General features: G+C 46.4%; 22 protein-coding genes. 13 read left to right on the top strand and 9 right to left on the bottom strand.

Features of this window, described 5'->3' with window-relative positions; all coding sequences use genetic code 11:
* Positions 1 to 7: 7 nt before the first annotated feature.
* Complete coding sequence (locus VV1_RS10300) at positions 8 to 1,264, top strand: hypothetical protein (protein WP_250698499.1); 1,257 nt, start codon at positions 8 to 10, stop codon at positions 1,262 to 1,264.
* On the top strand, positions 1,261 to 2,154 hold the full coding sequence (locus tag VV1_RS10305) for a DUF7281 domain-containing protein (RefSeq protein ID WP_011080063.1): 894 nt from the start codon (positions 1,261 to 1,263) through the stop codon (positions 2,152 to 2,154). The genes VV1_RS10300 and VV1_RS10305 overlap by 4 nt, the downstream gene beginning before the upstream one ends.
* A gap of 228 nt (positions 2,155 to 2,382) precedes the next feature.
* Here the strand turns inward: VV1_RS10305 and VV1_RS10310 are convergent, their stop codons facing one another.
* The 4 genes from VV1_RS10310 to VV1_RS10325 form a co-directional block, all read right to left on the bottom strand.
* A complete protein-coding gene (locus tag VV1_RS10310) occupies positions 2,383 to 5,289 on the bottom strand; it encodes a DEAD/DEAH box helicase family protein (protein WP_011080064.1) in 2,907 nt (968 codons plus the stop codon).
* Between the two features lie 14 nt (positions 5,290 to 5,303).
* The gene (locus VV1_RS10315) at positions 5,304 to 5,885 is read right to left on the bottom strand and encodes a class I SAM-dependent methyltransferase (protein WP_175546401.1); all 582 of its coding nucleotides are present in this window, start codon (positions 5,883 to 5,885) and stop codon (positions 5,304 to 5,306) included.
* Positions 5,886 to 6,260: 375 nt separating this feature from the next.
* A complete protein-coding gene (locus tag VV1_RS10320; protein ID WP_011080066.1) occupies positions 6,261 to 7,592 on the bottom strand; it encodes a type II toxin-antitoxin system HipA family toxin in 1,332 nt (443 codons plus the stop codon).
* Entirely contained in the window at positions 7,586 to 7,909 is a 324-nt protein-coding gene (locus tag VV1_RS10325) for a helix-turn-helix transcriptional regulator (protein WP_011080067.1), read from the bottom strand. The genes VV1_RS10320 and VV1_RS10325 overlap by 7 nt, the downstream gene beginning before the upstream one ends.
* 637 nt (positions 7,910 to 8,546) lie before the next feature.
* Here VV1_RS10325 and VV1_RS10330 point away from each other — a divergent pair.
* The 7 genes from VV1_RS10330 (at position 8,547) to VV1_RS10360 (ending at position 12,400) form a co-directional block, all read left to right on the top strand.
* On the top strand, positions 8,547 to 8,918 hold the full coding sequence (locus tag VV1_RS10330) for a zf-TFIIB domain-containing protein (RefSeq protein WP_011080068.1): 372 nt from the start codon (positions 8,547 to 8,549) through the stop codon (positions 8,916 to 8,918).
* Positions 8,919 to 9,066: 148 nt separating this feature from the next.
* Entirely contained in the window at positions 9,067 to 9,585 is a 519-nt protein-coding gene (locus tag VV1_RS10335) for a GNAT family N-acetyltransferase (protein ID WP_013571435.1), read from the top strand.
* Positions 9,586 to 9,633: 48 nt separating this feature from the next.
* Entirely contained in the window at positions 9,634 to 10,173 is a 540-nt protein-coding gene (locus tag VV1_RS10340; protein WP_011080070.1) for an AAA family ATPase, read from the top strand.
* Positions 10,174 to 10,200: 27 nt separating this feature from the next.
* Positions 10,201 to 10,671: a GrpB family protein gene (locus VV1_RS10345; protein ID WP_011080071.1), complete on the top strand. Its 471-nt coding sequence runs from the start codon at positions 10,201 to 10,203 to the stop codon at positions 10,669 to 10,671.
* A 17-nt stretch (positions 10,672 to 10,688) separates the two neighbouring features.
* Positions 10,689 to 11,219 carry a nucleotidyltransferase family protein gene (locus tag VV1_RS10350; protein ID WP_043920965.1) on the top strand — a complete coding sequence of 177 codons (531 nt, stop codon included), beginning with the start codon at positions 10,689 to 10,691 and terminating at the stop codon, positions 11,217 to 11,219.
* A gap of 97 nt (positions 11,220 to 11,316) precedes the next feature.
* Positions 11,317 to 11,706, top strand: coding sequence for a nuclear transport factor 2 family protein (locus VV1_RS10355; RefSeq protein WP_011080073.1), 390 nt, complete (start codon positions 11,317 to 11,319; stop codon positions 11,704 to 11,706).
* Between the two features lie 58 nt (positions 11,707 to 11,764).
* A complete protein-coding gene (locus VV1_RS10360; protein ID WP_043920966.1) occupies positions 11,765 to 12,400 on the top strand; it encodes an HAD family hydrolase in 636 nt (211 codons plus the stop codon).
* 131 nt (positions 12,401 to 12,531) lie between these two features.
* Here VV1_RS10360 and VV1_RS10365 read toward each other — a convergent pair whose 3' ends face one another.
* Positions 12,532 to 14,172, bottom strand: coding sequence for a methyl-accepting chemotaxis protein (locus tag VV1_RS10365; RefSeq protein ID WP_011080075.1), 1,641 nt, complete (start codon positions 14,170 to 14,172; stop codon positions 12,532 to 12,534).
* A gap of 648 nt (positions 14,173 to 14,820) precedes the next feature.
* Here VV1_RS10365 and VV1_RS10370 point away from each other — a divergent pair.
* Positions 14,821 to 15,816: a 2-hydroxyacid dehydrogenase gene (locus VV1_RS10370; RefSeq protein WP_011080076.1), complete on the top strand. Its 996-nt coding sequence runs from the start codon at positions 14,821 to 14,823 to the stop codon at positions 15,814 to 15,816.
* Positions 15,817 to 16,037: 221 nt separating this feature from the next.
* Positions 16,038 to 16,808 carry a TerC family protein gene (locus VV1_RS10375; RefSeq protein WP_011080077.1) on the top strand — a complete coding sequence of 257 codons (771 nt, stop codon included), beginning with the start codon at positions 16,038 to 16,040 and terminating at the stop codon, positions 16,806 to 16,808.
* A 1,163-nt stretch (positions 16,809 to 17,971) separates the two neighbouring features.
* Here VV1_RS10375 and VV1_RS10380 read toward each other — a convergent pair.
* Positions 17,972 to 19,741, bottom strand: a complete 1,770-nt coding sequence (locus tag VV1_RS10380; protein WP_193387262.1) for an SgrR family transcriptional regulator — start codon at positions 19,739 to 19,741, stop codon at positions 17,972 to 17,974.
* Positions 19,742 to 19,973: 232 nt separating this feature from the next.
* Between VV1_RS10380 and VV1_RS24910 the strand changes: the two genes are divergently transcribed.
* Positions 19,974 to 20,135 (top strand): hypothetical protein, encoded by a 162-nt coding sequence (locus tag VV1_RS24910; protein WP_011150681.1) that lies wholly within the window; start codon positions 19,974 to 19,976, stop codon positions 20,133 to 20,135.
* Positions 20,136 to 20,278: 143 nt separating this feature from the next.
* Here the strand turns inward: VV1_RS24910 and VV1_RS10385 are convergent, their stop codons facing one another.
* The gene (locus VV1_RS10385) at positions 20,279 to 20,812 is read right to left on the bottom strand and encodes a carboxymuconolactone decarboxylase family protein (protein WP_011080081.1); all 534 of its coding nucleotides are present in this window, start codon (positions 20,810 to 20,812) and stop codon (positions 20,279 to 20,281) included.
* Between the two features lie 104 nt (positions 20,813 to 20,916).
* On the opposite strand from VV1_RS10385, the gene VV1_RS10390 reads away from it, so the two are divergent.
* Positions 20,917 to 21,756: a cupin domain-containing protein gene (locus VV1_RS10390; protein WP_011080082.1), complete on the top strand. Its 840-nt coding sequence runs from the start codon at positions 20,917 to 20,919 to the stop codon at positions 21,754 to 21,756.
* Between the two features lie 38 nt (positions 21,757 to 21,794).
* On the opposite strand, the gene VV1_RS10395 is transcribed toward VV1_RS10390, so the two are convergent.
* The gene (locus tag VV1_RS10395; protein ID WP_011080083.1) at positions 21,795 to 23,558 is read right to left on the bottom strand and encodes a SulP family inorganic anion transporter; all 1,764 of its coding nucleotides are present in this window, start codon (positions 23,556 to 23,558) and stop codon (positions 21,795 to 21,797) included.
* 67 nt (positions 23,559 to 23,625) lie between these two features.
* On the bottom strand, positions 23,626 to 24,555 hold the full coding sequence (locus tag VV1_RS10400; protein ID WP_011080084.1) for a pyridoxal-phosphate dependent enzyme: 930 nt from the start codon (positions 24,553 to 24,555) through the stop codon (positions 23,626 to 23,628).
* Positions 24,556 to 24,645 lie beyond the last annotated feature (90 nt).

Consider the following 24,645-nt stretch of genomic DNA (forward strand, 5'->3'; position numbering starts at 1 on the left):
TAACCACATGCTTCGTTTAATCAGCCAAGCAAAGGACACATTAACGCATGTTTTTGAAAATGGCACGATACGTGAAACTCATGAAAACGCTAATGACCTACGTAAATTAAAAGAAGCCCGTGTCGTTATCGTGACAAGCCGCGGCTACCGTGTGCACCCTAAGATGGAAGCGCTGATGAACTATTTCCTTGAAACGGAAGCGAGTTCATTTCTTGGGACACAACATGCTGAGCGCATTCCAGAAATTCAGAGCTTAACGCAAGAATACCTGGAAGCTAAATTAAATGGCAAAAGAGAACAAGAGGCGGATAGGTTTAATAGCCTTGAAGGTGTCGTTTATGAAATCACAATGGACTTGCAAGAGTCTTGTCGTCGTTTAAGAAATCGTATCAGTTATGACTTTGGTTATGGCCATACGCTCACTCAGAAACAAAAAGAGAACCAAGTTGCTATAGAGCAAGCTGAAAAGCTTGTTACTGGCATGAAAGCTTTCTCTTTTAAGTTGTTGAGTGAAATGGCTGGAGATAACTCAGAGCTCAACACCTTGTTTTGTGCTGAAATGCACAGTGCGATTCGTAGTTGCCAACAAGAGCTCGGGTCTATCCTAATTCAACTTCGAGCTTTGATGCTGAAATATCGTAACCGCGAGCGAGATAAGGATCTGATCAATGCCTTTGATCGGTTTATTGATCAAGAGCCACACTGGACCCCAAGTGACGATTTGATTTTGCCTGATGAGGTAGCAAAGCACGATGGTATACCGATGTTTTGGCTTTCAGAGCCTATACAATTTGCGCATCACCCAAATCCTGATGATTTGGACCAAGAGCCGGAATTGGCCGATATTGTTGAAAAAATTACGACACAGCCTTCCGAACAAGAAGATCTTCCTGTTGTTGAAGAAGCTGAGCGCCGAAAATTGACACTTGATGTTGAAATACAAGAGTTGATTGAAGCGGACATTGATTCTCATTGCGATAGCTTTTTTGCTGAAGCCTTTATTGGCAAGGGAAAAACCAGTATTTCCGCTTTGGAATATTACGAGAAAATCAATAATGATTTGCCGGAAGATCTTGACCCGCTCACTTGTGCTAAAGACGTGTGGCTATTTAGCGTGCTTAATTTCCATAGTTCAATGCTTCCCGAAGATAGCAAAGGCTTTACCGTTGAGCCTATCGGGTCTTATACCTATTTAGCAAAAGGTAGCAATATAGGTTACGGAAACCTTCACTTAGAAGATGTGTCTATAGCGAGGAAACTGTGAGTAGAATTATTGATGATCTAACTGGTAGTGATTTAAATCGGCTAAAACAACTTTTCTCTCCAGCAAAGGTTAATAAAGGTGCCAATGTAGCGCTAAGTGGCGTGTTTGATACTTTTCACCGTGATTTTAGCGTTGGGATCGCCAGAGGTGAAAATTTGCAACTGACGCCTAGAGATATGCGTCAAATTAGGAAGGTGATTAAAGAACAATCAGGCTTTGATCTTTTAACTGACCCTATCCCGAACTCTCGAACGGAGATGGCTCAGTTCTTTCCAAACGAGAAGCTAAGCTTAAGGCCTGTCAAAGACAAGATCATTAAAATTTATGGGATTTTGTCCACGAACATAAATGGCAAATCATATGACTTAGAAAAAGGCATGAACATTGAAATAGCTCTAAGTCATTTGAAGAGCATTGAGCACAGCCAAGTTGTGATTGTTGAAAACTATGAGGCGTTTTCTAAGTTTAGACTGGTACCAGCCGACTTGGGGCCTAACCCACTTATCGTTTACCGGGGAGATAAGGACACTGGAGTAATATCAAAAGAAATTGCATTGGCTTTTCCAGACATAGAGCTTATAGCTTGGTTTGACACCGATCCTCAAGGTATTGCTTTAGCTTTATCATCGGGAGCGGTTTATATGCTGCTTCCACATTTATCAATAGATACTCTTAAAGAACTTGGGCGCTCAGAGTTATTTACGGATCAATACCAAAACTGGAATCGAGTCTCAAAGCTTATCCCTCCTGAGTTAGAGTTCATAATGTCTAAGTTGGAGAAAGGGATCACCCAAGAATCAATTGTGGCAAACAGAATAGTCCTGAAACTGCATCAATTTCAGTTATGTGGAGAGTCTGGAGGCCAAATCGAGGAATGCCTAAAGCCGTGACACTGGAGTTTAGATTTAAATGATGTTTGCGTCAGATTAGGCTTGTCTGATGCATGCGAGTCTCTCTCCCCACATTCTTGAAGAAAGACATCCTAGGATGTCTTTTTTATATAAGATTACTAAAAATCAATAAGTTACTTTGGTAATCCCTCCGAATTTGTCCAACCAAATCCACTGTTTCAAGTAATACCCACGCTGTTTTTCTGATGCATACGATAATGAATGATGTTACTGCGTAATAACCTTTTTCAGCCTCGCAAATGTCTTCATCGAGTCATTGGCAGGCATTAGCTCGTAATCTGGGTTGTTCGCTTTTAGCCAGTAGCGCCCTTGTGCATCCTTCTGCACGACACGTAGTAGGTACTGATTCTCGCCCGAGCTATCTTGGATTTCGATAGCCATGGTGTTGCCTGTGATGGAGCCAGCGGATATTGGCGTCACAAACTCGAGTAACAGCAAATCGCCATCTAAAATGGGTGTCTTGCCACCGTTCATCGAATTGCCAGAGGCGCTGGCCAAGAAATGTTTTTGAGGATTGAGGTTAGCCATATCAACGGGGATGTGTTCAACCTCTTCGTGAGATCCAGTCTTAAAATGACCACAAGCGATCTTAAGGTTTGGGTAGTAGGGCAACAAGGTTCCTTCATTGGCTGCCTCTGCTGGAGTGGTCGGTTGTGCCACTGTTTGATGAGTCTGTTTAGGTTGCCTGTCTGAATACTGAGCAAGTTGTAGGTCCACGAGCTCTTTGACAAAGTCATGGAATGCTTGCTGCTGGAGTGGGGCGACATCAAAGTCAGCTTTGAGCTTTCCGTCGGCAAGCTTAAACCAAACTCGACTCTTGGTTTTGTTTCCACCTACAAATGCGTTGATAGGGTTACTAAGCCAATATTTCAACCATGCCTGAGAGTCTGCGGTTAAGCGTTGGTTGATCTCTGACAGGTCGGATGCCTTTAGCTTGGGATAACGAGACAGCACATGCCAACTTTTACTCGCGAGCACTTCGATACTCGGGGCATCTCTGAACCCATCCAGCTCGAGGTAGGCTTCAAGCAATATCGCTTTAAAACTCTTGGTCATGCTTGCTTTTTGGATGGCATTGGCAAAGAAGTCACGATGTTCGCGAACGAGGTAATCTAACTCCGGATCCTTGTCCATACTTGCGACCAGCTCTAGCCAACTACCGTGCTGCTTGTTCACTTTGGCCAGGTCGTAACCTGCTCGGTAATACTCGACTGCACGAGGTCGATGGCCCAAATGGTTGGTCAAATGTTCAAATTCTTCTTGAGCAGAATAGCGAAGCTGCTTTGTCAGCGTTTGCCAAAAATCGATGATTTTCGGATCGATGTTGGTAAAGCAACCTTTGCCTAATTCGGGCCGTGTTTGTGACTTATCACTCAACTGTTCGAGTGAGCTTGATGTGCTGATCCCTAAAATTTCTTTCTTGTTCAAAAACGAGCGATGGTTCCCAATGAAATCCAATACCACCAAGTGTGATTTGTCCGTGTGACGACGAAGTCCTCGGCCCAATTGTTGAATGAAAACGATGTTGGATTCAGTCGGGCGCAGCATTAGCACGGTATCGATTGAGGGTAAATCAGTCCCTTCGTTGAACAGATCAACCGAGAAGAGAATTTGAATTTCTCCTTTATCCAGCATGCTTAACGCTTCATTACGACGAATGGAGGAATCACTGTGTACAGAAAGCGCCCTCAAGCCTTTATCTGCAAAAGTTTGATTGAAGTGCTGCGCCATAAAATCAGCGTGCTTTTTGGATACACAAAACGCCAAGGTGCGAGTTTGTTGCCTGTTTTGCCAATGTTTAAAAATATGTTTGGCACGTCGTGTGGTTGCAAACTGGGCGTCAAGGGCGGTGGGGTCAAATTTACCATTTCGCCATGGGATCTCTTGATAATCGACCGAGTCATCCCAGATGCCGTAGTAGTGAAAAGGCACAAGAATTTCATCATTGATACCATGCACTAAGTTACGTTCAAACACTAAGTTGTCGTGGCAAAGCGAGAGGATGTTCGCTTGGTCTGTCCGTTCTGGAGTTGCTGTTAGCCCAAGTAAAAATTTAGGCTCGAAGTAACTGAGAATATTGAGATAGGTTTTGGTGCTGGCATGATGAAACTCATCTACCACGATGTAATCAAAATGGTCGGAAGCAAAGTGTTTGAGGTGTGCTGCTTTACCCAAAGTTTGCACTGAGGCAAACAGCATCTCTTTGTTTCTTTCTTTGCTCTTACCGTGATAGTAGCCTGCGGATTTTTGCGGCCAAAGTTTCGCGAAAGTCATCAGTGCTTGAGTCAGAATTTCTTCGCGGTGAGCAACGAACAGAACTCGCTTTGCTTCCAGTTGTTTGGCATCAAACGCAGATAACCAAGTTTTCCCCATGCCAGTGCCCATCACAACCAATCCACGCACATTTCCTTTTTGACGAGTCTCGCTGAGTCGCTGCAATGCGTCTAACTGTGCCGAGTTGGGTGAATATTCTTCGTTATCCAATAGCGTCGTATCACCGACTGCTGAAAGCTTGGGTGGTGTTCTTCTTTTGATGTAGCTGTCAATCCATTCATCCGTCAGCAATATGGCAGATGGATGATGAAACAGTTTGTCAAACTGGGTTCGGATATTGTGAAACTGCGCCGCTTGAAGGGAGTTGTCTGGTTGCTGGTAATCTAAACGTAGGCACCATTCATGGGCATCGGTGAGTGCGGTTTTACTGATGTTGTTAGAGCCAACAAAAGCAGCTCCTTGGTAAATGGAACGAGCTTCATCGCTGCGAACAAATATGTACGATTTGAGGTGAAAACTGCGGTTATTGGTTTCAAAAATCTTAATTTCTATCTCATCTCCTTCTAGTTCGATCAGAGAACGCAACGCAATAGGATGAGTGATGTGCAGGTAATCTGACGTTAGGATGCGCAGCTTTAAGGCCTGTTGGCGTGACTTTTTACGTTCAATCGCCTCGTGAATGCTTGGTAGAAGCAAGTCTAGACCAGAGGGTTGAATAAAGGACACTGCAATCTCTATCTCGGTAGCATGGTTGATCGCGTGGATCAGCTGCGGCAGCAGAGGGTCTTCACCACCAGTGGTTAATAAGCTGTCTTTGATAGTAAGCGACTGATTTGGCATCGACTCTTTCCTAACTATCGTCTAATAAGGATGGCGTTGAGCCATTGTTCCGATTCTCGACCCGGTCTTACGTCTGACGTTACCCAAGTTTGCTTGATCGTTAAAGGTGATGTCGCGAGTGTTGTGTGTAGCTTATGCTCATCCATATCGGTAAAAAAACGTCCGTGACGTACTTGAGCCGCTTGACCATATTTGAATGAGCAGTAAAAGAGACCCTGCGGTTTTAACAATTGGCTTAGTGTGAAAAAGGTTGCTGCTAACTCTTCGTTTGGTACATGCAGCAAAGAGGCACAAGCCCAAATGCCATCAAAGCTGTTGGGCTCGGCACGGAAGGTGTCAAACTTGGCATGGGTGACGTGTTGTTCTAAATGGCGAGAAGCCAGTTCAACCAAGGCTTGATTGGCATCGAACGCCGTCACTTTAAAGCCTAGCGCTTTGAAATGTTTGGCATCACGGCCAGAGCCACACCCCGCATCGAGAATGGCACCGTTTGGATTGAGGTGCGGCAGAAACTGGTCATACAGTTTCTGAACATCGACGCTTACGGTCGACTCGAAGAAAGATTGAGCATTCTTGGTGTAATATTGGTCGGTGATGTTCATGGAGCGGACGGCCGGTGCATTGAAAGAGACTATTTTGCACTATCTGTTCTTTTTCTTCCACGTGGTACTGCCGTTTGCGTGATATTAACCTATTGATTCTGTTTAAGAGAAGAGGTTTTGTCGCTTACATCTATGACACTAAATTAAGAAAGATGTTCATCAAAGAATATTCCTTGAACGCTACAGGTTACAGTGATTTGAAGATGCTCGTTCATTGTCAGGCTGTAGTGGTCTACTAAAATTGGCCGCGTTTTTAGAGTTTTCCCAAAACAGGCCTTTTTTCATATCTGCACAAAAGCAATGCATCTCTGGATTTGATTCGGGATGGCCTTAAATAACAGACCATCCTTTTTGCATACAGCCACTTCACTAAATATCGAGCCGCAAGTTTTCTTGTATTTCATCTATCAGTGTTTTTGGTACATCCCATTCCTCAGCAAGCTGACGCCAAGTTGATACGTGCTCAATTGTTGTATCAATAATATCGTCGATCTTTCTCTTGTTAAAAATAGGGCTTAGTTTCTCTAAGCTATAGAAATCACTTCGTGTAAAGTTATCTCTTTTACCATTCAAGCTCATCCAATGGCTGTTCACCCATTTACTACCTGGTTTATAGCTATAGGCTAAATCATAAGCTGGTGCGAGAGACCATTTGTCTTTTTTTAGCCTGTCTTGTTTCAACATAAAGGCAAAGTTCTTTGAGTGGTCGTCATGATTTCGAGCAATGATATTGAACGTCATGCGCTTGAATAGCTGCTCAGCGTCAACAGCGGAAAGCTTCAACTGTCTGGCAATGCCAAATAACTCTGCGTATGAGAATGACCCAGGCTTTTTATAATCAATGTGGGCAAGGCCGTTTAGCGTTTGTACGTGTACCTTGCTATTTTTAATTCGATCAAACCGCTGTGTAATAAAGTGTCGTCGATTGCCTTCATGGAGTAAGCGGCATGGCATCATATCGACACCGCATTTGTTAGCCATTAAATGATAAACAAACTCCATCGCGCCATAGCCTAATGGGTCACCGAAGGTTTCTTGATTTTTGTTATGCTCACTAACACCATCAAACTTCATCAAATAATGAGTAAACCCACTTGGCACGTTGGTTTGGCCGGAGCGGACTTGAGTAAAATCTTCATTAAATGCTAATACGGCTTTCGGTCTTGCGCCGCCCGCACTCATACCAACAGATAATAAAGACATCATTGCCTCCCTATCGTCTTGGCCATTTTGTTTGAGCTCTACTTCAAAATTACCTCGTGAATCTAAGATTTCTTGTGCAATTGAAACGAGCGATTGGATTTCTACCTGTTGTGAAGCATTTAAACTTCGTAACTTTGTCGCTGGCGCATATTCAAGAGCGCCCATGCCTCGCTTTCCCGTATATTGGAGGCGTTGCAGTGGTGTAATGTCACTCGGTGAACGGCCCTGACTTGCAACCCATGCGTTGAGAACCGCGTTACCAAAATCATCAGGTAACGAGTCAGCAATTAAACCTGGAAGTCCTTTAAAGGTATTGAAATCCAGTTCGGGAAAGCGATAGATACGATTCGATAATGGCATTTTGATTGGAGACAGCTCGACCCCCTTTTTTACAAAGCTGGGATCATATTCAAATGACCCAAGTCCCTTTTCAGTGTCAAAACTCACAGCGCCAACGAGATCGTCTTGGTAAGTTATTGTAATGACTTCCATTACCATTCTGGTGTTTCCTCATCTTTATTACTGCGCTGGCCAGAGGCTCTCTGCCTTTTCTTTCCTTGCAGTTTTGCCAGCTGTAAGGGAGAAATTTCTTGTTTAGGGATAAAGAGATCAATTTGTTCTGTAAGGTCTAATGCCATTAATATCGCGATCATGATATCGAGCTGCACTTTTCCTTTTTCTGCATTCAAAACTGTTTTGCGGGCAATGCCAGCAATTTCTGCAACTTCAGATTGTGTTAGGTCTCGATTGAGTCGAGCTTGCTTCAACCTATCGCCGATCTCTTCTGCTAATGCTGCGGCTGTTACATGTTTCACTCTAAAGTCCTATTTCGGTTTCATTGTTTGTGTTTTGTCTGTGTAATGTCCTTAATTTAGGACCTTATGTTGGCACTGTCAATGATCGCATTTAGTGTTCCATTTTGGTGACATTAAGTGTTTTTAAGTCTAATAAAGTAACTATTTTTGGACATTGTGATGTTTGTAGAAAATCTCTTTTAGAGGGGAGTGATGGAAGGCTCTTTGGAGGGATTACCAGAAGCTCAACGGCTCCAACAAGAATTGAAAAGGCGGTATGGCTATCATGCGCTCTCTATCAGAGGCAGCACTGAACAAGTTTACAGGGCTTGATATGACTGAAACGAAGTTGAATGTCTAATTATCGCAAGGGTGCCGATTTGAATTGTGGGTACACGTTAAAAGTGACTGGTGATTGTTAAGGTAGTGCTAGTCAATCTTTCTATCGGCTTTCAAGTCTTCATTATCATTCGATATAAACTTACGACAATAAATTACTCTTGGTTATGAAAAGGATTCATAACACATGGTATAATCTGCGGCTATAACATGCTGTGGTAAAAGAGATTTGTAGAATGTTCCGCTGTGGTGCCTTTCCCCTCTTAACCCATTGTCAGAAAAATAGTGAACAAACAAAGAATAGAAGGAACGAACAAACATGAAATGTCCAAAATGCAGTTCTGATTTTGAACAGCTTCAAACACCGCTAGGTGATGTAGAAAGATGCACGGAGTGTAAAGGGCTGTGGATTGACGCTTATGAAGTTGAAGCGATGAAACCTCTTGCAGATGTCATCGATTCAGGTGATGAAGAGATCGGTAAAGCATTTAACGTGATAGACCGCATCAATTGCCCGGTTTGCCCCAACAACCAGTTACTGCGCTTAGTTGATCCAAAACAGCCTCACATTTGGTTTGAAAGCTGCCCAACGTGTAAAGGCCGTTTCTATGATGCAGGTGAATTCAAAGATTTAGCTACTCTCGACCTTTCTGACTTTTTCAAAAAGTTTGGCCTAGTTGAACGCTTGTAGATTCTACATCACATAATGAGGCGGGTTTCCATCGCTTGGTATAGTTAGCTAAGGGGTCGGAACTCGCTGATGTTGATGCATGGAAGTTAGAAGATATGGCGACCAAGACCAGGTCGCGTTCTTATTATCTCATCACGGAGCAAACAACATGGAATTAGTTGTCCCTTCACCAGAGCTTGAGCTTGCCTTTGCGCATTTTTACGACGATTTTGCTCAGAATGATCGTGAAAATGCGGACTATTATTTTGAGGGCAAAACAGATTTTTCAACGTATGTTCAGCGTTTGCACGATGAAGCAATGGGGGTAAATCTACGCGAAGGCTATGTACCATGCAGCCACTTTTGGCTGGTGGATGCTCAAAAAACGGTTCTTGGTGCTATTCGAGTTCGTCACAACATCAATAACGAATTTCTCGCCATAGAAGCAGGCCACATTGGCTACGATATCGCGCCTTCACATCGAGGAAAAGGGAACGGTAAAGTGATGCTTAAGTTGGCATTGCCGAAAGCGGCAGAGCTTGGCATTGAGCGGGCGTTAATCACCGCTGATGAAGATAACCTTGCATCGCGAGGTGTGATAGAAGCCAACGGTGGCGAGTTTGAGAGCATTGTTATGGGTAAGGTGTTTCCCAATGCTTTGGCTCGGTATTGGGTTGATTGTAAGTAAATCGCCCACTTTCATTCCAACAAAGAGATGACCACCTAGGAGGTTCATTTGAATCATCGTGTTGTGTTTACCGGTGGGCCGGGGGCGGGCAAAACCTCCGTTATCGAATATCTCAATAACTTAGGTTACCCAAGTGCGCCCGAAGTGGGGCGAAAAGTCATCCAAGCACAAATGCAAGCTCAAGGTAGCGCGTTACCTTGGTTGGACAAATTGGCCTTTCGCGATCAAATGGTGGCTGAAGAAATCAAAAACTATGACGACTTTGGGCATGCGGTAACCACTTTTTATGATAGAAGCATTATTGACTGCTATGGCTACAGTAAGCTTGAAAACTTACCCATTTCGACGCTTTTATCCACGAAATGTTGCGAGTTAAGGTATGAGCGTAAGGTGTTTATTTTCCCGCCGTGGGAATCGATCTATAAAAATGATCGAGAGCGAAAGCAAGATTTTAAAGAAGCTGTTGCTACGTATCGCGAGATGGTGAGTGCCTACACGCAGTTTGGTTACGATTTGCTTGAAGTGCCGATGGTTTCCGTTCGAGAGCGAGCGGAATTTATTTTAAACAACCTTAGGTCAAATCTTTAGTATGGCGTTATGCCTTTGGGAGAAAAGATGAAGTTTTATCGCGCAGAGGAGTATCAGGCTTCTTGTGAACAACGCTATCAAAAATACAAAAGTGAGATTGAAGCGCTACTCCCTGATGCCGTTGTCGAGCATGTGGGAGCATCTTCCATTCCTTTGGCGGTCTCTAAAGGTGACTTGGATATCTATGTGGGTGTGGATAGCGAAGATTTAGAGAGCGCGGTAAAAATACTCAAAGGTTTGGGCTTTGAGGAAAAGCAAGATACGTTAAGAACGCCTGAGCTATGCATGTTGGAAAGCACCGCCAATGACGATGTAGCATTCCAAGTGGTTGCCAATGGTTCTGAGTTTGAGTGCTTTTTGGCGTTTCGAGATAAGCTTCGTGCAAACCCTGAGTTGGTTCAACAATACAATACACTGAAAATGGCTTGTACTGGTTGGTCTCAAGACGAATATCGTCTGAAAAAGTCAGCGTTTGTTGAACATGTTTTGGCGCAGTAAATAACGTGTGTAAGAAGATGGATAAGCTCATTGCCCTCATCAAAGAAGACCGAATGAGAACAGAGGCGTTAGGCCATGTGGCCGAGTTGTCATTGCCTCAGTGCTATATTGCCGCAGGCTTTGTGCGAAATTTGGTGTGGGATTCATTACACGGTTTCGTCACTCCCTTGAATGATGTTGATGTGATCTACTTTGATCCCACAGAGTCAAACCCCGATGCTTATCTGCAATATGAAGCGCATTTAAAGGCGCGTATGCCGCAGTTCAATTGGCAGATTCGCAATCAAGCAAAAATGCATATTCGTAACGGGGATGAGCCGTATCAAAGCGCGGTAGATGCCATGCGTTATTGGCCAGAGAAAGAAACGGCGGTGGCCGTTCGGCAAGTGGCGGCAGATCGCTATGAATGTGTTTCGGCTTTTGGGCTTGAATCTCTATTTCGTGGGCATATCACGCACAATCCAAAGCGTTGTTTGGCAACGTTTGAACACCGCGTTATTTCAAAAGGATGGGTGTCCCGCTGGCCCAAATTAGTGGTGATGTCGTAACAACACGGTGCTGCTTGGGCTTGCCTTTACCGTGATGCTGCTGGTGGCTCTGAATCTGCATCACTCATTTCTATCAATTCACGGAGTGGAGAGAATAATGGAAGCAAAAGAGGTCGTTTTAGCCTATTGGCAGGCGATGAAAAGCAATGATTTTGCCAAAGCCAGTGAATGGTTAAGTTTGGATTTTGAGGGTTTTTGGCCGCAATCTGGCGAACTTATTGTTGGCAGAGAGAATTTTATCGCGATTAACACCGATTACCCGGCCAATGGTGTTTGGACATTCGACATTCATTCCGTTGTTTGTGAAGGGGCTACGGTTGTGACAGACGTTGTGATCACCGATGGCGTTCAAAAAGCGCGAGCCATTACCTTTCATACGGTTGAAAATGGGCTTATCTGCAAGCAAAAGGAATTTTGGCCCGACCCAATGCCAGCGCAAACCTGGCGTTCAAAATGGGTCAAGATCGTTCAAGAGTCGTTTGATTAAGTGATTTTTGGGCTATCGCGAGCCACAAAAGAATAAACGAAACAATAGGGAGAAAGTTTTGCAAGAGTTTCAAGTTTACCTGTTTGATATGGATGGCACCTTAGTGAACTCGGAGCCGTTGAAGGGGCAAGCATTAGCCCTGGCTTGTCAAGATTACGGCTCAGTGGTGGATTTTAATATCTATAAAGAGGTGATGGGGGAGAGCTGGCCTGTGGTCACTGGCCACTTTTTCAAACACGCGAATATTTCCCCTGAGCTCGCCGAGTTCAATACACACTTTCGGGCTCACTACGAGAGATTGTTGTCGGAAAACCTCGAATTGAATCGCGGTGCGAAAGCGTACATTGAACATTTGAATGCGAGCGGAAAGCAGTGTGCCGTGGTGAGTTCGGCAGCAACGTGGATGGTGGAAAACATACTGAATGCGCTGGATCTGAAGGAGGCGTTTAAGGTTGTGATCACACAAGAACACGTCACAAAACACAAACCCGACCCAGAAGCCTTTAATCTGGCGTTGTCAAAACTGGGTGTGACGCCAGAGCAGGCAATTATATTTGAAGATTCTCATGCTGGCGTCTTGGCTGGTCGAGCGAGCGGTTGTAACGTGGTGGCCATCAGGCATGAGTTTAATGGCAAAAATGATTTGAGTGGCGCGGTTGCTTGTATCGAGAGTTTTGAAGCGCTTTTGGTGTAATGCAAAACGCAAACAAATTCAGGCCAAGGTCGGGCAATACGGTGCATTTGAAACAACGCCTAATGCTTTAAAAACTCAACCTGGTGACAGATTGAGTTTTTACTTTTTGTCGGCCAAGTATTCGTTGACCGTTACACTTTAAAGAAGGCAACTTCTTGTTTGAGATGATCAGAAAGCGCGTTCAAGTTCTGGCTGGCCACCTGGTTATTCTCCATTGATCGAATGGACTCCTTCGACATGCAGGATATCTGTTCCATGGCCACGACGAGCTCACGGACCACTTCCACTTGTTCATCCGTTGCGATCACAACGTCACGCACTCGGTTGAGAGAATCTTGAGACTGCTGCTCAATGCTCACCAGCAGTTGGCTCGCTTGTGCGGTGTTTTTCTGACAACTCTCTACTTTAGGCTGTGTGTTTTCCATTGCGCTCACGCTGGCAACGGTTTGAGCTTGCACTTCTTTGAGCATCGCCTCGATCTGCGTTGTCGCTTCGCCTGTACGTTTGGCTAGGCTCCGTACCTCATCGGCCACAACGGCAAAGCCACGCCCAGATTCACCCGCTCGCGCCGCTTCTATCGCGGCATTCAGCGCGAGCAAGTTGGTTTGCTCTGAGATACTGCTGATCATATTGACGATTCCGCCAATATCGCGCGTTTTGGCTTCTAGCTGTTTGACCTGAGCAACCGTTTCATTGACGGCGACTGTCACAGACAGCATTTGCTCCGCTACTGCCGCCACAAGCACGCGGCCATCACGGGCATTATCCGAGGTATTGACTGAGTTTTGTTCAGTAAGGCTCACCACTTTAGCAATCTCATCAATGCTGGCGTGCATGCTTTCTAATTTTGTGGCCATGTTTTGTGTCAGCGATGCTTGTTGCTGAGCGGAGTCAAAGACCGAACTGGAACCGCTTGAAACGGCTTCCACTTGGGTGGCCAGTTGCTCTGATGCGTTTCGGATATTGTGCACGATAGAGCTGAGTTTATCGGACATCAACGAAAGTGAGTGCAGAATACTGCCTTGGTCACTGCTCTGATATTGTTGAGTTAACTCGCCATTGGCCATCAACTGAATCGCATGTTGAGCCACATAAGGTTCACCCCCCAAGGAGAGGCGAAAACTGCGCTCAATAATGAAACCAACCATCGCCGAAATCAGCACGGCGATACCACTTAGCACCAGCATTAAGCTCTGAAATCCGTTGGCCTCCGCACGAGCGATGGGCGTCAGTTGTTGGTTGAGCGACTCTTGATAATCAATAAACTCATTGATCACTTTTAACCAGTTGGCGAAGCTTGGACGAACTTGCTCAAGCAGCATAGGGGTAACGTCTTCGCCACTCTTTTTCTTCGCAATCACTTCTCTCACAAGAGGCAGCGTTTTTGTTTGTATATCACCAATGCGCTGCAAAATGGCTCGCTCTTGCGCTGAAAAGGGAATGCCATCAGCCATCATGCTTTGCATGTTTTGTTCCGATTGTTGATAGAATTTTTCTAATCGACGGATTTCATCTTCAAAACGAGCAAGCTCTTGTGGGGTTCGAGCCATTGCAACATCGCGAATGGCGATAGCTCGATCATGAACACTGCCGCGAAAGTTGATCGCGTATCGTTGTTTTACCGAGTTAATGTCCGTCACCTCAGCAAGGCTCATGTCGATAAAGTTAACTTTTTGAATTCCGACGATGGTCAGTAATGCCATAAGTGCCACTAACGTACCAAAACCGAGCGCCAAACGCGTCCTTACTTTTAACTTTGCAAGGTATTGCATTCCATACTCCTGATAGCAAACGTAACCGTTGAGGCAATGTCGCCAGCAACGCCTATTTTTTAGTTTTTGTGGAAAGAGTGAGACCGCTTTATTCGAGCAAAAATGACAAGCAACCAAAGAAAGGGTGAAGTATCACCAACATTGATGAAATCAGCGCCTGGATATTGTGGTCTCGCGCGACATTCTCGCAGAGGGAGAAGGGGGGAATCCAATTGCTTGCTGTGATTAGGTTAATCGGTAAAAACTATTGAAGTAGTAAGCTTAGCGATGCAAAAGTATGCCCTATATACAATTGCGGAGTTTCACTAACGTTTCGGGTTTCTGACTGTCGTTGAGTGATGTTGGCTATCACATACATATCTTGTACTTGATATGTCAATCGTTGCCATGACTGGTCAATCAATTCTCCTTCCTCTTTAAGCACAATTTTTACAGTGTTTTTTTTGCCGATTAAAGGAGTATAGTTGGCGTTAACCCAATGTTTTATCGAACTATATTATTCATTTTTTGCTCAGTTATTAGTCAGAAATGGCTCAAAAATCAATAGGTAAAACAGGGTTGGTAATAACAAAGCAAATAGCTCAATGTTTGCTGTAAGCAGTAATAAAAAGGCAAGTGCGAGAGAACTGGCCGACGAAGGAGAACACCATGATCAAGATCGCTTTTTTTAGCGCGAAATCTTATGACGAAGCCTCGTTTAATAAAGTGAATGGCAACAAAGAGTATGAGTTTCACTACCATGATTTTCGCTTGCGGCTAAAAACCAGCAAAATGGCTCAAGGTTGTGATGTGGTCTGTGCTTTCGTCAATGACGATCTCTCTTCCCCTGTCCTTGAGCAGTTAGCGCTTGGTGGCACAAAGCTGATTGCGATGCGCTGTGCTGGGTTTGATAAAGTCGATCTGCAGGCGGCCAAAGAACTGGGTTTGCAAGTGGTGCGAGTGCCAGCGTACTCTCCAGAGGCGGTAGCGGAACACGCGGTTGGCATGATGATGTGTCTGAATCGTCGCTTGCATAAAGCCTATCAGCGAACTCGCGATGCCAACTTCTCGCTTGAGGGGTTAGTTGGCTTTAATTTCTACGGCAAGACCGTTGGGGTCATTGGTACGGGGAAAATCGGCCTTGCGACGATGCGGATTCTAAAAGGATTGGGGATGGAAATTCTTTGCTACGATCCTTATGAAAATCCACTGGCCATCGAAATGGGCGCGCGCTACACCACTCTCCAGGAGATTTACCAAAGTGCCGATGTGATTTCGCTGCATTGTCCGATGAGCAAAGAAAACTTCCATTTGCTCAATGAACATTCGTTTGAACAGATGAAAGATGGTGTGATGATCATCAACACGAGCCGCGGTGAATTACTTGATTCAGCAGCGGCGATTGAAGCGCTGAAAAAAGGCAAAATAGGCGCATTGGGCCTCGATGTTTATGACAACGAGAAAGATCTGTTCTTCCAAGACAAATCGAATGATGTGATTGTCGATGACGTGTTCCGCCGTTTGTCTGCGTGCCACAACGTTTTGTTTACTGGCCATCAGGCCTTTTTAACGCATGAAGCGTTGAACAATATTGCCTCGGTAACGCTTAACAATGTCGAGGCTTTCTTTGCTGGCAACACCTCTGGCAATGAGCTGGTGGAATAACGGCCGCAGATGGGTTGTGTGAAGCAGTGTCACTCTTATTGAGTGGCACTGCTTTGATTGTTTTTTGGCGTGTTACGCTTTGTTACAACTGGCCCCATTGCCAAGGTAGGTGGTTGCTGATTTACTAAATGTCCCTAAGCAATAGAGGTATATTTTTTAATGGACGACCCCCTTAGTCGACAAAACACTTCCCTTACTTCCACTGATGTGGAGCTCTCCTTATGTTAGAACTGTTCATGCAACCCGAAACGTGGGTTATTTTTGCCACATTGTTTGCCTTGGAGATTGTACTTGGCGTAGATAACGTCGTATTTATCTCTGTTTTGTGTGAACGATTACCAGTAGAACAACGAAAATTCGCCCGCAATATGGGTATTAGCCTTGCGGTTTCTGCGCGTATCGTGTTGGTCTTTTCCATCTCGTGGGTGATGTCTCTAACGCAACCGATCTTGTCATTTCAAGATGTTGAATTCACTGGCCGTGATGTGATCATGATTGCTGGTGGCGCATTCTTACTGGCTAAAAGTGCCAAAGAGTTGTGGTCTTGGTTAACGCAGCATGAGCATGCACATTCCACCCACGTCAGAACGGGTTTGGCTGTGGTATTGCTACAGATTGTCGCGGTGGATGCCGTTTTCTCTATGGACTCAGTTATCACGGCGGTTGGCCTGACCAATGAAGTGCCTATCATGGTAGCCGCCATTTTAGCCTCGGCAGTGGTGATGGTGCTAACGGCTGAAAAGATCAACCATGTGGTGACTAAGTACCCAGGTTTTAAAACCTTGGCGTTACTTTTCCTGATCCTATTGGGAGGGTTACTCATGGCCGAAGGTTTCGCAGTTCACGTGAATAAAGGCTATGTCTACTTCGCGATGGCTTTTGGTTTGATATTAGAGCTTTGCCATATTCAGTTGAAGAAAAAGCAAAAGGTGAATATTCGTCGTATTCGTCCGTTAAACGTGTCTATTCAAGGCGATCTTATCCGAGGGTAAAACGCTAAAACTAGGCTATGAAGTAAGGCTCCGAAAGGGGCCTTATTACGCTGAGGAAGCCCTAAAAAAATCGATAAAACGGCTTAAGCCAATGCCACTCCGTCATTCTCACGCACGCTTTAGGATGGGTCCCCGCCTGCGCGAGGATGACAAGAAAAAGACGAAAGAGACAAGCAGACAAGAGACGGTTCGGGAGAGAGTTGAGTGCTTTGTTGTCTCCAGAAAGCCTGCCACATGACAGACACGAATAGCGCTAAAATTGGTTACCATTACAGAGTCACACTCACCATCACCGTCATTCTCGCGAACGCGGGAACCCATTCATCCGCGTCCGCCGAGTGCTTCGTTAGCAAAAGTCCTTACAGCGGCAAGCATCTACAAACGAAGAGACAGCGTCCCCCAATGCCGTCATTCTCGCGAACGCGGGAACCCATTCATCCGCGTCCGCCGAGTGCTTCGTTAGCAAAAGTCCTCACAACGACAAACATCTACAAACGAAGAGACAACGTCACCCATCACCGTCATTCTCGCGAACGCGGGAACCCATTCATCCGCGTACGCCGAGAGTTTTGTTAGCAAAAGTCCTCACAACGACAAACATCCCAAATGCCGAGAGAGCAAGGTGAACTCAGTCGTACCATCAACCCACAACGCACGCTTTAGGATGGGTCCCCGCCTGCGCGAGGATGACAAGAAAAAGACGAAAGAGACAAGAGACGGTTCGGGAGAGAGTTGAGAGCTTTGTTGTCTCCAGAAAGTTTGTCACACGACAGACACGAACAGCGCTCAAATTGGTTACCATTACAGAGCCATACTCACCATCGCCGTCATTCTCGCGAACGCGGGAACCCATTCATCCGCGTACGCCGAGTGCTTCGTTAGCAGAAGTCCTTACAACGACAAACATCTACAAACGAAGAGACAACACCCTCATCACCGTCATTCTCGCGAACGCGGGAACCCATTCGTCCGCGTCCGCCGAGAGTTTCGTTAGCAAAAGTCCTCACAGCGGCCAGCATCCCAAATGCCGAGAGAGCAAGGTGAATTCAGTCGTACCATCAACCTACAGCGCACGCTTTAGCATGGGTCCCCGCCTGCGCGAGGATGACAAGAAATAGCTGAAAGAGATAGGCAGACAAAAGCCTTTAGAACACGGGAAATCTCTAATCCGCTGACCACACATTACGAATATCTGGCCAGCCCCAGTTGGTGAGCGCAACGTCATGAAGCACCCCGTGAAAGCGCAAAGTCTGACGATGATGAAACAGAGGAGTAAGCCAACACTCACTAATGAGCAGTGATGCAATCGGCTCTAACTGTTGCAGATACTCGTGCAGGGGTACCTGCTCTCTCAGCAGAGTTAACTGATTGAGCAACCAAGCTTTGTCGCTTTCAGTCATGCAAGCATGAAGAATCGGATTACTAAACAGCATGGCAAAGGCCGAGGGATGTCGATTGTCATCCAGATTAAGGCTGGTGAGCACTAAATCTTCATCCCATTGCTGATCTAAACTGCGCTGATGTAATTCTTGATAGGTATAGCAACGAATCACCACTTCAATGCCAATCTTGGCTAGCAGCCTAGCAATGGCATTCGCACAAATATTCAACGCAGTGTAATTGTAAACCGCGAGGGTGATTCGTCGAGGCAGCGAAACGACGTTCGCTGGCGTTTTGAGTACAGCACGCCAATGTGGCAGCAAATTGGCGGCGTGGACAACGCCAAACATATTGCCGTGACGACGGATCTCCTCCTCAATGGCGGATGGGCTGAGCATCTGCATCAAGTAGTGGCGCTGAGCATAATCAAGAGGCAGGGGAGCGCGCTGATTAAAAAGCAGCATCAAACATCCATCTTCTACTCGGCTATGTTGTTGCTCGGAATCATTAGGTTGTCGTTGTTTGGCATTCTTTGTGACGTTGAAACTGCAAGGCGTTGGTGGCGATTCTGGATGGTTGGTTTCAATCAACGTCGCGCTTAAGCGCTCTTCATCTACCCGCCAGATGGTTACTTTTTCTGTCAATGCTCGGCACGCATAAAACTGATTAAACGCTTTTAAGCAGAGCTTATTCTCATTGTGTTCCGTCACTTCAAAGGCGCCACTGCCCACAACGGGTATGCGACGCTCGCGAAGGCCAGCAACGTTGTTGAGCTGGCTAACTGGCTGTATCGCGTATTTCACGCCTGTAATCAGCCCTGCAAAACCAAGATCGGGTCGATCGAGGGAGAACACCACCTTAAAAGGCGTTGGCGCTTTGATGTCGACAACGTGAGCCAGCTCTTGTTGATGACTTGGCAAGCGGGACAGTTTGGCAAATAGACTCACAATGCTCGCTGCATCAATGGCGGCGCCGTTGTGAAACGTCAACCCCGGCCGCAGATGGAAAGTCCATTGCAACAACTGAGTATCATAGTGCCAATGGTGTGCCAGCTCTGGTTGAATCTGGCCATGGGTATCAACGGACACCAAACAACAATAGATCTGGCGAATTAAGAAACGTTCGCTACTGCGTTGTGGAAGATGGGGCAATAATGGCTCAAACATGCGCTTGTAAGTCAGCTGAATATGCAGCCGGCCTTCTTGCAGTGTCGCGCCCGATGTACGTTTCAATAACTTGGCGAAGGCAATGTCATCGTTATCAAGAATAGCGAGGGCTTTTTCGTATTTGCCGATGCGAACCCGTTTGGCCGCCAGCTCTTCTTTCAACGCAATGAGCTCAAAATTCAATACCAGTGATGAACGATGATGGCGTCCTGGCTTGGGCGTCCAGCTCAGCCAGCCCACTTGATGCAGCTTCACCAAAAGATTACGCGCATGACGAGTGCTGGTAAAAAGACGATCAGCCAGCTCAGATAGGGTGGTTTTTATTTCATCTCCCACACCTAATGGGGTCAGTCGCGCGTAATAGCGCAGTAAGTTCAGATCGGACACACATACCTCGGTGAGCATCATGGAGAGTGACCATTGTAATGAAAATTGGTGTGGCTAATGGTGAAAACCTTCCGCTTGGTTTGTTCCTCTTTTGCGGGTTTTGAGACAGTTGAGTGCGTAGTGGGGCAAGAAAAAACGATAAAGCGGAGCGAACGGCAACGCATTGCTCAGTTTTTCTCATCATCTTTGCAAGGCAGAATGAAAGGGTAGAGACAACGCAGGAGGGCGATGTATGTACCTAACTCAGAAAACGGAAAAGCACCCCATGGCGGAGTATTACCAGCACAGGTTACAACAGAGTCATAGTCGTATTGAGCGTTTGGCTCTGCTGGCCTTAATGGAGTTGATGTTTGCCCGCTCAGAGCCAGCGCAATCAAGTAAGAATAAACACTAACTCCGCAAGAATAAACGCAGCACTCTTCACTGCTCCTGATGGTTCAAATAGCTTTCCCCCAAAGTCTATGGTTGAGTGCTGCTTTTGCCCAATAAACAACTCCCCCAACCGAGGTTGAGGGAGCGTGTCTGAGGCTTACCAGATTAAACGTCCAACGAGACCACCGGGAAATCGATGTCTGTCTCCGCAATGTGGTTTGCGTAGTTGGTAAAGGTGTTAAGTGCGACTTGCGCTAATACTTCAAACAACAATTCGTTATCGAGCCCCTTCGCTTGTAAATCGGCTAACAGCTCGTTTGAGATCACGCCGCGTTGTGTCACCACCAGTGCTGCAAATTCAACAATCGCTTGATCAACGCTGTTATCGGCTTCGACTTTACGTGCTGCCACGATTTCTTCTTTGGTTAAACCCGTGCTTGATGCAATCAGCGTGTGAGCGGATAGGCAGTATTGACAAGCATTGGCTTGACCTACCGCTAAAGCCACCAATTCACGTTGGCGAGCGGTCAGTTTGCCTTTGCCCAGCGAATCACCAAACGCCAGAATTGAGTTCAATACCGTTGGCGAGTGAGCGATGGTGGCGTAGAGGTTTGGCACCATACCGAGTTTCTTTTCGATCGCTGATAGTGTGATTTCCGCTGCGCCTTGTGGGTTAACCAGTTTTTGGATACGAGACATAATGTTTTCCTTTTTGTGTGTGCTGATTTGTTGAAGAGATATTGACACAAGAAGTAAGACGATTTATCACTAAAAGTCTTATTGGATATACCAAGGGTCTTTTTATGGATGCACTATCGGCACTCGTTCAACACGCCGCCCCCAAAGCGAACTTGTTTTTTAGTGGCAATCTTTGTGGCAGCTCGGAGAGCACAAGCCACGGGCAAGGTGGCCAATTGCACTTACTGAAAAGTGGAGAGCTGAATGTGTATGAGTCGCACGGGCGCAAACATGTGTTAACTGAACCGACACTCATTTTCTACCCAAAGGGGCGCAAGCATTCTATTCAGTCACGCACGTTACAAGGCTGCGATCTGGTGTGTGCAACGGTAAGCTTTCAAGATTCCCCTTTATTGAGAGCAATGCCCGAAGTGGTGGTGATTCCGTTAAGTCAATTGACGCATCTTGATTCCGTGCTGAGCTTGCTGTTTGATGAGGCGTTTTCACAGCGCTACGGTTACGTCGCCAGCATCGCGCATTTGTTGGATCTGCTGTTGATTTTGCTGATCCGCCATTTGGTGGCAGAAAACATTTGTCAGGCAGGAGTATTGGCGGCGTTGGCTCATCCGAGATTGGCATCGTCACTTGAGGTGATGCATAACCAAATGGATCATCCTTGGACAATAGAGAGCCTTGCGCGAGAGGCAGGCATGTCGCGTGCCCGTTTTGCGGCCGTTTTCCAGCAGACGTTAGGACAGCCCCCGCTGACTTACCTGACAGAAGTTCGTTTACTTAAAGCGCAACAGTTATTGCTTTCAGGACAAGCGATAAAGTCGGTCGCGCTGGAGGTGGGCTACAGTGGCAGTGTTGCTTTTACTCGCGCATTTAGCCGATGTTTTGATACCACACCGGCTCAATGGTTAGCGCTTCAGCAAGCACAAGCTCACACGAGTCCTGCTGAATAAGCGGCATTCGGGAAGTAGAGAAGAGACGAAAAGGCCCCTCATGCCACTTCGGGAATCGCTTTTGGCGGCTCTTCCAAATCGGGCTCTTTTTGCACAGTAGGGACTTGACCTTCACCCACGGCGCTGAGGTAACAGCCACTGAGTTTGATGGCGAGATACATATCCGCGCGCAGCAAAATGCCACCTTCACTGGTGCTGATGCCCGTCAATTCACACCACTGACGAAGGCGTCGTTTACGGCCGGCTAGAATCAAGCGAATTCCTCGTTTTTTCAGCGTTTCATGCACATCCGCGAGCGTTGCCATTACACTCAAATCTAGGTGAGTGAAGCTAGAAACCGCATCCACCACCACGCAACCCACGTCTTTGGTGTGTTCCGCGTGTTCCAGTAAACGGCGCTTAAAATACGGTGCGTTGAAGTAGGTGAGTGGCGAGTTAAAACGGTAGATCACCATACCTGGGATCGGAGTCGCTTTGCCTGTGCCGTCGACGGTGCGAATGGTGCCTTCTTCATCCAACCCAAGCAATTGATCGCTTGGGCGCATAACGATGCGCAAGAACTGGAACAGACCCAACAACACCGCCAAGGTGATGCCCGGTATTACGCCAATCACCAGCACAGAAACAAAAGTGATGGAGGCGAGATAGAAGGCGTCTTTGTCACGTTTTCGTAAGATCCAAATGCCTTTAAGATCAAGCAGCGACAGCGAGGCGATAATCAAGACCACTCCCAATGAGGCGATAGGAATAAACTGCAATGGCTGGTAGATAAACACGGCGATCACCGCAATGGTGATGGCAGCAATAATGGACACCAGTTGGGATTTTCCTCCATTGGCATCGTTGACTGCTGTGCGGGAATCGGCACCACTGATGGCAAATCCCTGTGAAAAGGCTGAAGCAATATTGGCAAAGCCTAAGGCGCGGAATTCTTTGTCGGCATCAATATCGTAGCCGTTTTTGGCCGCGAAGCTGCGGGCGGTCAGCATCATGCTGACAAAGCTCACCATCGCCAAGTTGAGCGCTGGTACCACCAATTCACGAGTGACGCCCAGTTCAAACTCTGGCGTTTGGAAGTTAGGAAACCCGCCTTGTGTCAGCCCAACCACCGACACCCCAACTTCTTGCAAACGCAAAAGCCAAACGGAGGCGGTGGTGATGAGGATCGCCAACATCGCTGCAGGCCAGCTAGGACGAAATCGCTTGGTGATCAGATAGACGGCCACAGTGGCCACGCTGAGCGCCAATGTCGGCCAGTGCAAATCTGCCAATCGTTGTGGGGCTTCCCATAAACGTTCGAGTAGGTAGCGCTGCTCATATTTCCAGCCTACCACCTTGGCAAACTGGCCAACGATGATGGTGAGTGCCACACCATTGAGTAACCCCAAGAGGATCGGACGTGAAAGAAAGTCAGCCAAAATGCCCAATTTCAGGCGGCTTGCCAGTACGCACCACATTCCGGTCATCGCGGTCATGGTCATCACCAGTTGCCAGTGTTTGGTTGCATCACCAGCGGCAAGCGGGGTTACCACAGCGGCAATCACTGCACACGTTGCGGCATCAGGTCCGACGATCAATTGCCTTGATGTGCCCATTAAGGCGTAAACCAACATTGGCAATACGCACGAATAGAGACCGACAATCGCAGAAACCCCCGTTAATTGGGCGTAGGCGATAGCAACAGGCAGCGCGACGGCCACCACAGAAAAGGCGGCGCGAACGTCATCGGCGAGCCACTCTTTTTGATAGTGTTTTAATTGGACGAGTCCGGGGAACCACTGCGATAGGATTATTTTGGCCAACAGATCTACCCATAAATGCGGTTAAGTTACTGTAAAGTATACAGCGTTATTTTGTAACATTCGTGAGTTATTTATCGATAGCGGAGGGTAAATTCTCTTCTAGTGGGAATTTTCGCTGATATCTTGGCAGCATTGACTCATTTCCTAACAAGCCTCCTTGGTGAATATAAAGCAGCGTTTTATCTTTATTCTCCTCTAACCAAGGGAGCAAGCAGCGCCACATGAGCGGGTCGTAAAGGAGGTCAAACTCAATATCGGTGTGATTGAGTAGAGACAACCAGGTTTGGTAGTCCTCTTTGTACAGCTTGCCGAAATGGTGCTTGTTGGCTGAGGTAAGGATCTGGGGATGGTCTGTTTCGCCTAGTTGCTCAAATTGGCTGGTGAGGTAGCTGTCGCCTCCGACACACGCACAGGTCAAAACATCGATGCCATGAGGTTTAAGGTATTTGTGCAGATAAAGTGCGGTGGTGCCGGTTCCTGACGGGAGCGCGATGACAAATTGTTTCGACGGTTCAAAGCGTGACCAAGCCAACAGTTCCAAAGCCAACTGTTTGATGCCTTCTTCTGCCAGTTCAAAGCGCCCACCTTCTGGAACGACATAGCAGGCATCTGATGGTTGTCTTACTTGTTCGATGTATTGCTGAGGATGCATGCCGGGGGTGTGTTGAGAAACCTCGATGATCTCCGCGCCGAGCTCTAACGCGCCACGATAGTTACCTTGTGGGCGTAAGCGTAGCCATTCCGGTAAGTGGTCGACATAAAACTCGAGTTTCCAACCTTTTATGCGTGCCAGCGCGGCCAAAGAAAAGAGAGAGTTTGCTTGCGCGGAGCCATAACTGATCAGAGTGGTGATATTGGGCAAATTGGCGTTCAATAAGCTCATGAATTTTCTTGCCTTATTCCCGGTAAAGTGGGAATGCAACAAGTCGTCACGTTTTAGGTAAAAGGTATGACCGGCGTAACAATGTTGAGTAATGGGGCTGTTATCGAGTTTCATAACGTGTGATGTTATTGACTTAAAAGAAAATAAACATAAATGATAAATTGGAAGGTCGTGTCGCTGCGATTTTAAGCGTTGAGAGAAAAA

Source organism: Vibrio vulnificus CMCP6, assembly GCF_000039765.1.
Lineage (GTDB): Bacteria > Pseudomonadota > Gammaproteobacteria > Enterobacterales > Vibrionaceae > Vibrio > Vibrio vulnificus_B.